Source organism: Frateuria soli (genome assembly GCF_021117385.1).
Classification (GTDB): Bacteria; Pseudomonadota; Gammaproteobacteria; order Xanthomonadales; family Rhodanobacteraceae; genus Frateuria_A; species Frateuria_A soli.
The window spans coordinates 587506-600661 of record NZ_CP088252.1; the positions used below are offsets into that span (position 1 = coordinate 587506).

The window sequence follows — 13156 nt, forward strand, 5'->3', positions numbered from 1 at the left end:
CGTCACGGGCTCCTTGTTTGGATGGACGAAAACCGGCACGCGGCGAGGCCCGCTCCCTCTCCCCCGGCCCCGCCGGGGGAGAGGGCTGGGGAGAGGGGGAGGCTCTTCGCTCTGATCGGGAGATGGCGAAAGAGCCAAAGGCCTCCCCCTCACCCCAACCCTCTCCCCCGGACTGCGCCTGGGAGAGAGGGAGCAAGCGGTGCTGCGCCGCGCCGCGCTACGCCCCGGGCTCTTTGTTTGGATGGACGAAAACCGGCACGCGGCGAGGCCCGCTCCCTCTCCCCCGGCCCCGCCGGGGGAGAGGGCTGGGGAGAGGGGGAGGCTCTTCGCTCTGATCGGGAGATGGCGAAAGAGCCAAAGGCCTCCCCCTCACCCCAACCCTCTCCCCCGGACTGCGCCCGGGGGAGAGGGAGTAAGCGGCGCCGCTCCGCGCTACCATTGACGCCATGTCCCTTAAGATTCTCGACACCTGCGTCAATTGCGACGTCTGCGAGCCGGCGTGCCCCAACAAGGCGATCTCGATGGGCGAGGACTACTACGTCATCGATCCGGCCCTGTGCACCGAATGCGTCGGTCACCACGACGAACCCCAATGCATGGTCGTCTGCCCGGTCGAGTGCATCGTCATCGATCCGGAGCACGTCGAGACGCACGAGCAACTCGAACCCAAATACCGCCAGTTGATGGCCAAGGAGACCACGGCATGAGTCTGTCCCCGCGTTGGCGAGTCCTTTTGCTGAGCCTGCTGCTGACCAGTACTGCCGCCTTCGCAACGGACCCGCCCTCCCGGGAGGCTCCCGCGACCTCCGCCGCCGCAGCCAAACCCGGCCACGCGGCGATCGCCAGCGCCAACTTCCTGGCCACCGACGCCGGACTCGAAGTGCTGGCCAAGGGCGGCAATGCTTTCGACGCGGCGGTGGCGGTGGCTTCCACGCTGTCGGTCGTCGAGCCGGAAAGCTCGGGGCTGGGCGGCGGCTTCATGGCCGTGCTGCGCCGGGCCTCGGACGGGCGCGAGGTGTTCATCGACGCGCGCGAGGTGGCGCCCGCGGCGGTGGACGCGAAGGATTACCTCAATCCCGATGGCTCGCCCAACCGCGACGCCGCGCTGAACGGCCCGCTCTCGGCCGGTATCCCGGGCGAGCCGGCAGGGCTGGCCTGGCTGTCGGGACACTACGGCAAGCTCCCGCTGTCGGCCTCGCTGGCGCCGGCGATCCGCACCGCGCGCGAGGGCTTCAAGCCGGACAGCCGCCTGCGCAACGCCATCGCCGAGCGTGCCGACGATCTCAAGCGCTGGCCCGCTTCCGAGGCCAAGTATCTCGTCGACGGCAAGCCGCCCGTCGAGGGCAGGCTCTGGCGCGACCCGGACCAGGCGCGCACGCTCGAGATCCTGGCGAAAGAGGGCCGCGACGGCTTCTACCGCGGCGAAGTGGCAAGGAAGCTGGTGGCCGCCGTGCGCGCGGCCGGCGGCAACTGGAGCGAAGCGGACCTGGCCGGCTACCAGATCAAGGAACGCGCGCCGATCAGCGTGGATTACCGCGGTTACCGCATCGTCACCGCGCCGCCGCCGTCCTCCGGCGGCGTGGCCATCGCGGAGATCCTCAACATCCTGCGTGGCGTGGACCTGGACAAGCTCGACCGTGCCCATCGCGTGCACTACGTGATCGAGGCGATGCGCCGCGCGTTCCGCGACCACAACGATTACCTGGGTGACCCGGACTTCGTGAAGATGCCGCTGGACATGCTGCTGTCGCCGTTCTACGCCGACGGCCTGCGCCAGAGCATCCTGCCGGACAGGGCCACGCCCTCCTCGATGCTGCCGCATGCCGGCGCCTCCGACCCCGGCCCGCACACCACCCATTTCTCGATCATCGACAAGGACGGCAACATGATCGCCGTCACCTCGACGGTGAACTACACGCTCGGTTCCACCTTCGTCGCCGCCGGCACGGGCGTGCTGCTCAACGACGAGATGGACGACTTCGCGCTGGTGCCCAACAAGCCCAACGTCTACGGCCTGCTCGGCAGCGAGGCCAACGCGCCGGTCGGGGGCAAGCGCATGCTCTCCTCGATGTCGCCCAGCCTGGTGATCGGCCAGGACCGTACCGCGGTGATCGGCTCGCCCGGCGGCTCGACCATCATCACCCAGGTGCTCGAGGGCATCCTTGCCTTCGTCGACGGCAAGGATGCCGGCGCCATCGTGGCGCAGAAGCGTTACCACCATCAGTTCCTGCCCGATCGCGTGGACGTGGAGCAGGGCGTGTTCGACCCGGCCACCGCGCATGAGCTCGAGCGCATGGGCTACACGCTGCACCCGCGCGCCCCCTGGGGCTTCATGAACGTGGTGACCTGGGACCACCGCAGCAACACGCTGCAGGCGGCCAGCGATCCGCGGCGGCCTTCGGGGTCGGGCAAGGTGCAGTAGCCCGGCCCCGGATCGGCGGCGGGGCCGCCCGCACCCGGCAGACATGGCCCGCGCCGCTGCGTAGAATCCGGCAAGCATCCTTGGACAGGGGACGTGTCATGCAACTGTGGTCCCTTGAGGGCAACACCCAGAGGCTCGATGGCGGCGCGATGTTCGGCAACGCGCCGAAGGCCATGTGGTCGCGCTGGATCGAACCGGACGCGGAAAACCGCATCCCGCTGGCGTGCCGCTGCCTGCTGGTGAAGGACCTGGACGGTCGCAACGTGCTGTTCGAAACGGGCATCGGCGCCTTCTTCGAGCCGAAGCTGCGCGAGCGCTACGGCGTGGTGGAGGACCGCCACGTGCTGCTGGAGTCGCTGGCCGAAGCCGGTCTCACGCACGAGGGCATCGATGCGGTGGTCCTCTCCCACCTGCATTTCGACCATGCCGGCGGCCTGCTGGCGCCATGGGCGGAAGGGCAGCCGCCGCGGTTGCTGTTCCCCAACGCCACCTTCCTGGTCGGCGCCGAGCACTGGCGCCGCGCGCAGTCGCCGCATCCGCGCGACCGTGCCTCGTTCATCCCGGAACTGGCCGGGCTGCTGGAAGCCAGCGGTCGGCTGGAGCTGGTCGAGGGGGCGTATTCGAAGGCACTGGGAAAATCGGTGCGCTTCCACTTCTCCGACGGCCACACGCCCGGCCTGATGCTGGCGGAGGTCGGCGGCGTGGTGTTCTGCGCCGACCTGATCCCTGGCCGGCCCTGGGTGCATCTGCCGATCACCATGGGTTACGACCGGGCTCCCGAAACCCTGATCGACGAGAAACGCGGCTTCCTCGAAGACAAGCTCGCCCGTGGCGTGCGGCTGTTCTTCACCCATGACCATGCCTGTGCAGCGGCCCAGGTGACCCGCGACGAGCGGGGTCGCTTCGGCACCACCGCCGAGCAGGCGAGCCTGCGCGGCGAGCCCGCCGGGACGGCCGGGTGAGGCGGCAACTGCGGATCGGCACGCAGGCCCTGCTGCTGCGTGGTGGCGGCGCCCTGCTGCTCATCGCCGGCCTGGGCCTGGCCGCGGTCACCGAGCGCGGCCTGCTGGCGCATCACCTGGCCGCGGCGCGCCACGGCGGCGACGTCGTCCAGGCCGGAGCGCGCGGGCCGCAGCCGGGCCAGCACGGCAGCATGGTGCTGGTCTCTGGCACGCCCGACGTGGTCGAGTCGCCGCATGACGCCGACTTCAACCTGACCGTGCCCACGCCGGTGCTGTCCCGTCGGGTGGAGATGTTCCAGTGGCGCGAGGTGCGCGCGGGCGGTGTGCATTACGAGCTGGACTGGTCGGACGAATTGCAGGACACCGCCAGGTTCGAACAGCCGCGCGGGCACGCCAATCCCAAGGCGATGCCGCTGCGGGGCGAGCGTTTCATGGCGGGAAAGGTGAAGGTCGGCGGTTTCGAGCTGGAGCCCATGCTGGTGCGCGCATTGCCCGGCACGGAGACGGTGGCGCCCGACCCGTCACGCCTGCCCGCCAACCTGGCCGCGAGCTTCAGCCTGTATCACGCCTACCTGACTACCAGCGTGGACCCAGGCTCGCCGCGCCTGGGCGACGTGCGGGTGAGCTGGCAGGCGGTGCCGGTGCAGCCGGTGACGGTGTTTGCCCGCCTGGATGGCAACCGGCTGGTGCGGGCCAGCCTGGCCGACGACCAGGGCTACCAGGTGCAGGTCGGCGAGCGTTCGCTCAGCGACGTGTTGCCTGACGTGCCCGAACCGCCCGAGTTCACGACGGCGCGCCGCGCCGGGGCGATCGTGCTGGCCGGGCTGGGCGCCTTCCTGCTGCTGTGGGAACGCCGCCGTCGCGTCGGCGACGTGGTGCTGGCACTGGCAGTGGGCGTGACCGCGATCGGCGCCGTGTCGTGCGCCTCCTGGCTCGGCGGCGGCTGGCCGCCCGTGCTGGCATGGCTGGCCGTGACGGCCGCCGGCGTGCTGGTGGTGCTCCTGCTGCACCGGCGGATGGCGCGGGCCTGACCCTGGCCCCGGGCAGGATGCCTGTCCGGCTATCGGCCGTTCATCCCGTTCCGCCCGAACCCCCATCGCCTGTCGGCACCCTCTCCCGGCGGGAGAGGGGTTCGGTCGAGAGGTTCGCGGAGAGCGTTCGAATCGACTTCGAGGCCGTGCGCCTGCGCCCGGCGCTGCCGGGTCGTTCGGAAAAAGGCCTTACGCCGCGACGGCCTGCGCCTTGTGGTCGGCGAAGGCATACACCTGGTCCGCCCACTGGGTCGCTTCCAGGTAGATGCCGGCCATGCGCTGGATGTGCTGGGGCTGGGCCTGGCCGCTCAACTGGCCGGCTTCCCAGGCGTGGATCTGTTCCAGCAGCGGGCCGAACGGGCCGCGGTTGCCGACCAGCGCATCGCGGATCTCCGGCACCAGCGGCAGTTGCTCCAGCACGAACTCCATCGGCGCGCACATCAGCGTGTCCAGCAGCGAGAACAGGCCGACGGTGAAGGCCATTTCCTTCTGCGGACGGGGCATGTGCGAGGCCAGTTGTTCGCACATGTGCGCGCGGATCAGCGCGGTGCGCAGCAGCTCCGGCGGACGATCGTCCATGCCGCCCAGGGACATGGTGTAGATCCAGTTGCGCATGCGGGTGACGCCGAAGAAGATCGCCGCCTGCTGCACGGATTTGAGCTGCTTGGGCAGGCCGAAGTAGGCCGAGTTCACGCAGCTGAGCAGCTTGAAGGAAAGGATCGCGTCGTTGCGGATGATGTCGCCCAGCTCCACCGGGCCCGGGCTGTTTTCCTGCAACTCGCGCATCAGGCGCAGCATCGACAGGCGGTTGGCCGAGAGGACCGGCACTTCCACCTGGTCGGGGATCAGCAGGTAGCGGCCCTGGATCGCCTGCAGCGGCAGTTCCAGGCAGCGTTGGTAGGTGGCATGGTCGTCGACCTGGCCGGCGATCACCCAGATGCCGCGTTCGTGCAGCTGTTCGGCGCGTTCGCGCAACTGCCCGGGCGACAGCGCACGGGCATCCAGCCGCACGAACTGCACGATCTGGAGCAGCGTCTCGAAGGCTACCGTGCCGTGAAGGTCGGCGGCGCCGGCATCGAGCATCAGCAGGCAGCCGCGCTGGGCCATCCTGTTGAGGCGGTCCATCAGCTCCGCATCCTCGGCCATCGCCGGGTGCAGCACGACGCCGAAGCGCGGCTGGTGCTGCAGCACGTCGGTCTGGCCCAGCAGCAGTTCGCGCGAGAGGGTAAGGAAGGTGCGGCTGCCGCGCACCAGGCGGGTGAGCGCACCGTCGGCCAGCGTCGAGAGCACGCGCTGCATCAGCTCCTGCTCGTCGCCGGCATGGCGATGGAACATCACCTCGTAGGCGAACAGCTCGCGCTTCTGGTCCAGCATCGGCACCCGTACCACCGGCAGCGGGATGTCGCGGTTGCCGGCAAGGCGGGACTGGGCGGAAACGGCGGTATCGCTCATGGTCTTGATCTACTCGCGGGGCTTATCCCGCCTGGGGTGGATCGCCACCGGCCCTGCGGCGCGGTGTCCGTAAGACTCGTATCGGTCAGGCCGAGGCCAGGTGGTGCGAGCGCAAGGCCGTGCGCACTTCGCCACCGGGGCCGTACACGCTGCGCACGTCGCCGCCCTGGCCGCTCAGCACGGCCAGTGCCTCGCGCACCTGCGCCAGCCGCTGGCTGACCAGGCTGCCGTTGCGCTGGTTCATCTCATGACAGTTGCGCAGCAGCCCGAGCACCTCGCGCCAGCGCGGTTCGGTGCGCACGGCTGCGTTCGGTTCGAGCTTGAGCATCTGCACGCGTTCGGCGTCCAGTTCTTCCAGCCGCCGCATCAGCGCCTGCTTGTGCGTGCCCGCGCGGTCCAGCGCGGCCGCGTCGGCGGCGACCAGTGCCTCGCGCTCGGCAACCAGGATGGCCGAGAGCTCGGTGGCGGCCTGGTGCAGGTCCTCCACCACCGCATCCAGCGCGGCTTCGAGCTCGTGGTGCAGCGGCTTGCTCATGGCGTGCGGTTACGGCTTCGCCGGGCCGGCGATCTGCGCGTCGAGCGCGATCATCTTGTCGGCGATGGCGGCCGGGTTGACCTGGTAGCTGCCGTCGGCGATCGCCTGGCGGATCTTCTCCACCCGCTTGGTGTCGATCGCGGCCTGGCCGTCCACCCTGGCGGCATCCTGCAGCGCACGCGCCGAGTCGGTCAGGCGGACGCTGTCGTCCTTGCCCGGCACGCTGGCGGGCGCATCGGTGGCGGCGTTGCTGTTGCCGGCTGCGGCACCATTGGCCTGGTTGCCCGGTGCCTGCGGCAGGAATGGCACGCCGTTGTTGGAAATGGTCGTATTCATCGGTCCTTCTCGAGTCGGTTAGGCCCTGTCCCTTGGGGAATCGGCCGGGCTGGAGAAAACTTTAGTCGGTTCGAAATCATCGTTCGGGGCCGTCGTTCAGGGTAGCGCCACGACCACGCCGGGGCCGCGCACGATCGCGTCCACCACCCGGCCGGAGCTGCCGTTGCGCACCCGCAGGCGAGCACCCGCGTCGCCGCTGCCCAGGGCCACGCCCTCGGCGCGCACCGCGATGCCGTCCAGTTCGGCCACCAGTTGCACGTGGTCGCCCGCGCGCACCGTTTGCCGTCCGCCCAGCGCACCGGGCGTAAGCACGCTGCCGGCCGCGACCGTGCGCGACAGGCTGCGCTCGGCCAGCTGGTCCATGCCGCCGATGTAACCGTAGGGCAGACGGGTGACGTCGCGTTCCTCCACGCGCACGTCCGCCGCCACGATGCCGTCGCCGCGGATCAGCGGCCGGGTGGCGACCAGCACCTGGCGCCAGACCTTGAGCGTCACCGGCACGCGCAGGGTCCAGCCGTCGGCGGTCGGGCAACGCATCACCACGCTCAACCGGGGCGTCATGCGCAACCCGCCGGGCAGGCTGGCCGCGAGCGGCACGGCGCAGTCGGCGATGCGCAGGCGCGGGTCCAGCGCCTCGGAATCGACCTCGACGCGGCTGCCCGGGGCGGCGTACTGCTGTTGCACGAAGCGCTCGGCCTGGGCGCGCAGGTCCGCCTCCGCCAGCGGCGCGGCGAGGGCCGGCAGGGCGGCCATGCCCGCGAGCGGCAGCAGCAGCGCACGCAGCAGGCGGTGGCGCGCCAAACGCATCAGGCGGTGGCCAGCAGGGCGGCGAGCTGGGTCACCACGGCTTCGCGCTCGGATTCGAGCTGCTGGCCCAGCTGCTGGGCCTGTTCAAGCTGCCCGTTGCACAGCAGGCCGACGAAGGCGTTGCCGTGCTGGGACAGGCGCGCGCCGGCTTCGCTGAGCGCGCTGGCCGCCGGGTGGTCGGGATGTTGCGCGGCCAGGCGGCGCACGGTGCGGTCCAGTGCGTCGGTGTCGAACCAGCGCCGATCCAGCGCGCCCGGTTCGAGCAGCGCCAGTTCGGTCGCCTGGCGGATGCCCTGCGCCGATTCGCGCACGGCCAGGCTGAGGCTCGCCGGGTCGTTGCCGGCTTCCTGTTCCAGCCAGCCCAGCGCGAGCCGGTGGGCCAGCAGCGCGGCGCGGCTGAGCGCCTCGCTCTGCCGGCGCGCCTCGGTGCTGCGCCGTTGCAGGGCGCCGAGCGCGGCCTGCGCGGCGGTGGCGCGGGCCTGCTGCACGTCCTGGCCCTGGCGCAGCTGGGCCACCTTCTCGCTGGCGCTGGCAAGCGCCTCGGCGCTCCGGCCCATGGCACCATTGGCCTGGCCGACGCCGGACTGCGCGTGCTCCAGGCGCTGCATGCCCTGTTGCACGTCGACGTCCAGCTGCCGGGAAAAATCACCGATGGAGCCGGTGACCGTTTCGATCTCGGTGGTCGCCAGGGTGGTCTTCTCGGCCAGTTGCTTGACCTCGTCGGCGACCACGGCGAAGCCGCGACCGGCCTCGCCGGCACGCGCCGCCTCGATCGCGGCGTTGAGTGCGACCAGGTTGGTCTGGTGGGCGATCTCCTGCACCACGCCGGTGAGCTTGCGGATCTGCTCGACCTGCTCGGCCAGGCGCGACTGGTTGCGGTTCATCGCCGACAGCGCGCTGCGCAGCAGGCGCAACTGGCCATCCAGTTCGCTGACGCCGGCGCTGCCGGTCTGGCGCGCCTGTTCGACCTGCGCCAGGGCATTGGCGACCTGCTGCAGGGCCGTCGAGATTCCGGCGCTGGCGTCCGTCAAGCGGCCGACGCCGTCGCGGCTTTCGTGGGTCGCCTTGTCCAGCGCCGAGTGCTCGCGCCCGAGCATCTGCGCGGCGGCCAGCACCAGGCTTTGCTGCTCCAGGGTCTGCAGCGCGAGCGCCGCGGGCTGGCCGGCGTCGAGACGGGCCAGCAGCGGGGCCAGCGCGCGGGCGACCGCCGGATGCTGTTGCGACAACTGTGCGAGGCGGGCCTCGTCGCCAGCGGTGGCTGCTTGGACCAGCGCGGCCAGGGACTGGCTACGGATCAGGCTCATGGAATTGCGGTTCCTGCGGATGGAATGTCAGGGCATCGTCTGGATGCGTCGAAACTTGAACAAGCAATGCATGTGCCACCGACGGCATGCGCCCTTTCCCGGCGTCCGGAAGGGAAAGGAGGCGAGTGCACCTTGCATCTCAAGCGCGGGAGCATCCGGCCGATATGCGGGGATGGGCCGGTGGCCCACTGCTTTCGAGGAGAAACCCCATGGCCGGCGCGCTGCTGGAAAACGTCGAACGCCAGACCCGGCTGGCCGGGCACAACCGCGTGGCGATGCTGCTGTTCCGGCTCGGTGACGCGCAGCTGTTCGGCATCAACGTATTCAAGGTGCGCGAGGTGCTGCGCCGCCCGCCGCTGGAACGCATGCCCGGTGCGCACGCACTGATCGCCGGCAGCTGCGACTACCGCGGCCAGACCATCCCGGTGATCGACCTGGCCGCGGCGCTGGGCTATCCGGCGCTGATCGACGAGCCCTCCGCGCACCTGATGGTCACCGAGTTCAGCCGGTCGGTGCAGGGCTTCCTGGTGTCGGACCTGCAGCACATGGTCCACTGCGATGGCGACTCGCTGACGGCGCCGAGCCCCGCGCTGGGCTTCGGGCCGCGGGTCAATGCGGTGACCCGCATCAACGGGGCGCTGGTGGCGGTGGTCGACGTGGAGCACGTGCTGGCCAGCATCGACGCCACCCCGCACGAGCTCTCGGCACGGATGCTGCGGGCCGCCGGCGCCCATCCGTTGCGCCCGCGGCGGGTGCTGGTGGCGGACGACTCGTCGATCGCGCGCCGCCGCCTGGTCAGCCTCTTCAAGCAGATGAACATCGAATGCGTGGTGGCCCAGGACGGCCGCGAGGCCCTCGAACGGCTGACCGAGCTGGCCGGAAAGCCGCCGGAGGAGGGCGTCAACCTGGTGGTGTCGGACATCGAGATGCCGCGGCTGGACGGCTACGCGCTGACCCGCGCGATCCGCGAGACACCCGCGCTGCGACGGCTGAAGGTCGTGCTGCACAGCTCGTTGAGCGGCCTGTTCAACGAGGCGCTGGTGCGCGAGGTCAACGCCGACCGCTTCGTCGCCAAGTTCCAGCCCGACCTGCTCGCGCAGGCGGTGATCGACCTGTTGCCGGAAGAGAGCGAGTGAAACCTTCTCTCCCCCGGCGGTACGGGGGAGAGGTCGGGCAAGGCACGCCGGCGTCAGGATGCAGTGCTCCCTCTCCCCCGGCCCCGCCGGGGGAGAGGGTTGGGGAGAGGGGGAGGCTCTAGGTCCGTCCTTCCTGAAAGGGCGCAGGAGCAAAGACCTCCCCCTCTCCCGGCCTCTCCCCCGGCGGTGCCGGGGGAGAGGAGCAAAGCAAAGTGCGCCGGTGGCAAGATGCGGCGCTCCTCCCTCCGCCTGGCCGGGGGAGAGGACCGGTTTCACGCGCGTCGGAAATCCGTCTCCACTCCCAAGCCGACGTCCGGGCGAAAATCCGTATCGCGCGCAAAACCAGCCACGCCAAGGCTTCGCGCCCGCATGGCACACAACTTGCCTCCAGCCCCGTGCGGACACATCGACCGCGCGGAGGCAAGCGATGAGCCAACCCATCGACAACCTGTTCGGCATGCACACCGGCGCGCTCGCGCTGTGGCAGCGCCGTACCGAAGTGCTGGCAAGCAACCTGGCCAACGCCGACACGCCCGGCTACCTCGCCCGCGACGTCGATTTCCGCAAGGCCCTGGCCGCCGCCGGCGGCAACGGCGACGGCAGCCTGCCGCTGGCCGCGCCCACGCCCGGCCAGATCGACCCGGTGATCCGGGCGAATGACACGCTCGCCTACCGCGTGCCGACCCAGCCGAGCATGGACGGCAACACCGTCGACGCCCAGCAGGAGCAGGCCGCCTTCGCCGCCAACGGCGTGCACTACCAGGCGAGCCTGTCCTTCATCACCGCGCAGATCCGCATGCTGCGCACCGCGATCACCGGAGGCCAGGGCTGATGTCGCTGTTCAACATCTTCAATGTCGCCGGCTCCGGCATGGCGGCGCAATCCACCCGGCTCAACACCGTGGCCAGCAACCTGGCCAACGCCGACAGCGTGGCGAGCTCGCCGGATGCCGCCTACCGCGCCAAGGAGCCGCTGTTCGCCGCGATCCGCAATGGCCTGGACGGCAAGCCGGCCGAAGCCGGCAGCGAGGGCGTCAAGGTCCTTGGCGTCACCGAGAGCCCGAACGCGATCACCAGCCGCTACGAGCCGGGCAACCCGCTCGCCGATGCCGATGGCTACGTCTACCAGAGCAACGTCAACCCGGTGGACGAGCTGGTCAACATGATCTCCGCCTCGCGTTCGTACCAGAACAACGTCGAGGTGATGAACACCGCGCGCCAGCTGATGCAGAAGACGCTGGACCTCGGCAAATGAGCACGCGCAAGTAGGGAAAGGCCATGAGCGACCTCTCGATCAATTCCAGCAACGCCGCCGGTGCCGCAAGCGCGCTCGGCCAGACCAAGACGCTGAGCCAGGCCGATTTCCTGAGCCTGCTGATCCAGCAGATGCGCAACCAGGACCCGACCCAGCCGATGGACTCCTCGCAGATGGTCAGCCAGCTCGCGCAGATCAACCAGGTGTCGGCCACGCAGAATCTGCAGACCTCCTTCGACGCGCTGGCGCAGTCGATGCAGGGCAACCAGCTGCTGCAGGCCTCCAGCATGGTCGGGCGCAGCGTGACCGTGCCATCGGCGGTCGCTCGCCTGCAGGGCGGCAGCCTCGATGGCGCGGTGAACGTATCCGACGGCGGCGGTCGCACGCTGGTGCAGGTCGTGGACAACGCGGGCAACGTCGTGCGCACGATCGACCTGGGCACGCAGAACGCGGGGCTCACCGACTTCCACTGGGACGGCACCGGCAACGACGGCCAGCCGCTGCCCCCGGGCACCTACGCCCTGGCCGCGCAGACCGGCAACACCGCGGTGGCCACCTATGTCACCGGCAAGGTCGCCGGCGTGGGCATGACCGGCGCCGACGGCGCCTATCTCGACGTGGACGGTTTCGGCGGCGTGCTGCTGAGCCAGGTCGCGCGCGTCAACTAACTCATCAGGGGAAACACCGATGGCTTTCAATATCGCGCTGAGCGGCCTGAATGCGGCTTCCAAGGACCTGGAAATCACCGCCAACAACATCGCCAATACCGGAACCACCGGTTTCAAGGGCTCGCGCGCCGAATTCGCCGAGCTGTACAACTCGGCCGGGCGCAACCTGTCGGCAACCTCCATCGGCAGCGGCGTGCGGCTGGCCGACGTGGCGCAGCAGTTCGCCGCCGGCAACGTGGAGAACACCGGCAACAGCCTGGACTTCGCGATCAGCGGCGATGGCTTCTTCACCATGCGCGACGGCAAGGGCTACTCCTACACGCGTGCCGGCGCGTTCAACCAGGACAACAAGGGCTACGTGGTCAACTCCAGCGGCCAGCACCTGCAGGTGTTCCCGCCGGCCGGCAACGGCTTCGACACCAGCACCATGGTCGACCTGCAACTGACCAACGCGCAGAGCGCGGCCAAGGCCACCGGCAGCGTCGAGATGTCGCTGAACCTGCCGTCGGACGCGACGGCCCCGACCATCACCCCGTTCACTCCGACCGACGCGCTGAGCTACAACCAGTCCACGCCGTTCACCGCCTACGACTCGCTCGGCGCCACCCACAACGGCACCGTGTACTACGTCAAGGGCGCCGCGCCGAATACCTGGAACGCCTACCTGTACGTGGACGGCGTTTCCGCCGGCGCGCCGCAGGCGATCTCCTTCAACACCAGTGGCGCGCTCGCCACGCCGGCCGGGGGCAGGCTCAACTTCGGAGCGCTGGCAGTGAGTCCCGGCGCCGACCCGCTGACGCTCTCGATCGACCTCAACAAGGTCACCCAGTTCGGCAACGCCTACGCGCTGAGCTCGGTCAACCCGGACGGCTACCCCAGCGGCACGCTGTCGGGCATCGACGTTTCCAGCGAAGGCGTGGTGCAGGCCAAGTACTCCAATGGCCAGGCCGTTTCGCTGGGCCAGCTCGCGCTGGCCAACTTCAGCAACCTGCAGGGCCTGCGCCAGCTCGACAACACCGGCTGGGCCGCCTCGTTCGATTCGGGCACCGCGATCATGGGCGTGGCGGGCCAGGGCACCTTCGGCGCCGTGCAGTCCGGTGCGCTGGAAGCGTCCAACACCGCCGACCTCACCGCGCAGCTGGTGAACATGATCAAGGCGCAGCGCAACTACCAGGCGAACGCGCAGGTGATCTCCACCGACGACAAGCTGACCCAGACCATCATCAACATCCGCAACTGACGCTGACGT

14 protein-coding genes are annotated in these 13156 nt (G+C 69.8%); 9 read left to right on the forward strand and 5 right to left on the reverse strand.

The genetic code is table 11. From position 1 onward, the window contains the following. Positions 1 to 446 precede the first annotated feature (446 nt). The 4 genes from LQ771_RS02550 to LQ771_RS02565 all read left to right on the forward strand — a co-directional run bounded on the left by LQ771_RS02550 (position 447) and on the right by LQ771_RS02565 (position 4415). Complete coding sequence (locus tag LQ771_RS02550) at positions 447 to 707, forward strand: YfhL family 4Fe-4S dicluster ferredoxin (RefSeq protein ID WP_231350843.1); 261 nt, start codon at positions 447 to 449, stop codon at positions 705 to 707. After that, entirely contained in the window at positions 704 to 2422 is a 1719-nt protein-coding gene (gene ggt / locus LQ771_RS02555; protein ID WP_231350844.1) for a gamma-glutamyltransferase, read from the forward strand. Before LQ771_RS02550 ends, ggt begins: the two co-directional genes overlap by 4 nt. A gap of 98 nt (positions 2423 to 2520) precedes the next feature. Then, the gene (locus LQ771_RS02560) at positions 2521 to 3384 is read left to right on the forward strand and encodes an MBL fold metallo-hydrolase (protein WP_231350845.1); all 864 of its coding nucleotides are present in this window, start codon (positions 2521 to 2523) and stop codon (positions 3382 to 3384) included. After that, positions 3381 to 4415: a TMEM43 family protein gene (locus tag LQ771_RS02565; protein ID WP_231350846.1), complete on the forward strand. Its 1035-nt coding sequence runs from the start codon at positions 3381 to 3383 to the stop codon at positions 4413 to 4415. Before LQ771_RS02560 ends, LQ771_RS02565 begins: the two co-directional genes overlap by 4 nt. 189 nt (positions 4416 to 4604) lie before the next feature. Here LQ771_RS02565 and LQ771_RS02570 read toward each other — a convergent pair whose 3' ends face one another. The 5 genes from LQ771_RS02570 to LQ771_RS02590 form a co-directional block, all read right to left on the reverse strand. Beyond that, positions 4605 to 5867: an EAL and HDOD domain-containing protein gene (locus tag LQ771_RS02570; protein ID WP_231350847.1), complete on the reverse strand. Its 1263-nt coding sequence runs from the start codon at positions 5865 to 5867 to the stop codon at positions 4605 to 4607. 85 nt (positions 5868 to 5952) lie between these two features. Then, positions 5953 to 6402 carry a flagella synthesis protein FlgN gene (locus LQ771_RS02575; protein ID WP_231350848.1) on the reverse strand — a complete coding sequence of 150 codons (450 nt, stop codon included), beginning with the start codon at positions 6400 to 6402 and terminating at the stop codon, positions 5953 to 5955. A 9-nt stretch (positions 6403 to 6411) separates the two neighbouring features. Next, positions 6412 to 6738, reverse strand: coding sequence for a flagellar biosynthesis anti-sigma factor FlgM (gene flgM / locus LQ771_RS02580; protein WP_231350849.1), 327 nt, complete (start codon positions 6736 to 6738; stop codon positions 6412 to 6414). Between the two features lie 96 nt (positions 6739 to 6834). Next, a complete protein-coding gene (gene flgA, locus LQ771_RS02585; protein ID WP_231350850.1) occupies positions 6835 to 7545 on the reverse strand; it encodes a flagellar basal body P-ring formation chaperone FlgA in 711 nt (236 codons plus the stop codon). Then, positions 7545 to 8849: a methyl-accepting chemotaxis protein gene (locus LQ771_RS02590; protein WP_275045644.1), complete on the reverse strand. Its 1305-nt coding sequence runs from the start codon at positions 8847 to 8849 to the stop codon at positions 7545 to 7547. The genes flgA and LQ771_RS02590 overlap by 1 nt, the downstream gene beginning before the upstream one ends. Positions 8850 to 9058: 209 nt before the next feature. On the opposite strand from LQ771_RS02590, the gene LQ771_RS02595 reads away from it, so the two are divergent. The 5 genes from LQ771_RS02595 (at position 9059) to flgE (ending at position 13147) form a co-directional block, all read left to right on the forward strand. Beyond that, entirely contained in the window at positions 9059 to 9985 is a 927-nt protein-coding gene (locus LQ771_RS02595) for a chemotaxis protein (RefSeq protein ID WP_231350851.1), read from the forward strand. A 427-nt stretch (positions 9986 to 10412) separates the two neighbouring features. Beyond that, positions 10413 to 10817, forward strand: a complete 405-nt coding sequence (gene flgB, locus LQ771_RS02600) for a flagellar basal body rod protein FlgB (RefSeq protein ID WP_231350852.1) — start codon at positions 10413 to 10415, stop codon at positions 10815 to 10817. Continuing rightward, positions 10817 to 11239, forward strand: coding sequence for a flagellar basal body rod protein FlgC (gene flgC, locus LQ771_RS02605; RefSeq protein ID WP_231350853.1), 423 nt, complete (start codon positions 10817 to 10819; stop codon positions 11237 to 11239). The genes flgB and flgC overlap by 1 nt, the downstream gene beginning before the upstream one ends. Positions 11240 to 11262: 23 nt before the next feature. Beyond that, on the forward strand, positions 11263 to 11907 hold the full coding sequence (locus LQ771_RS02610) for a flagellar hook assembly protein FlgD (RefSeq protein ID WP_231350854.1): 645 nt from the start codon (positions 11263 to 11265) through the stop codon (positions 11905 to 11907). 19 nt (positions 11908 to 11926) lie between these two features. Then, positions 11927 to 13147: a flagellar hook protein FlgE gene (gene flgE / locus LQ771_RS02615; protein ID WP_231350855.1), complete on the forward strand. Its 1221-nt coding sequence runs from the start codon at positions 11927 to 11929 to the stop codon at positions 13145 to 13147. The last annotated feature ends 9 nt before the right edge of the window (positions 13148 to 13156 follow it).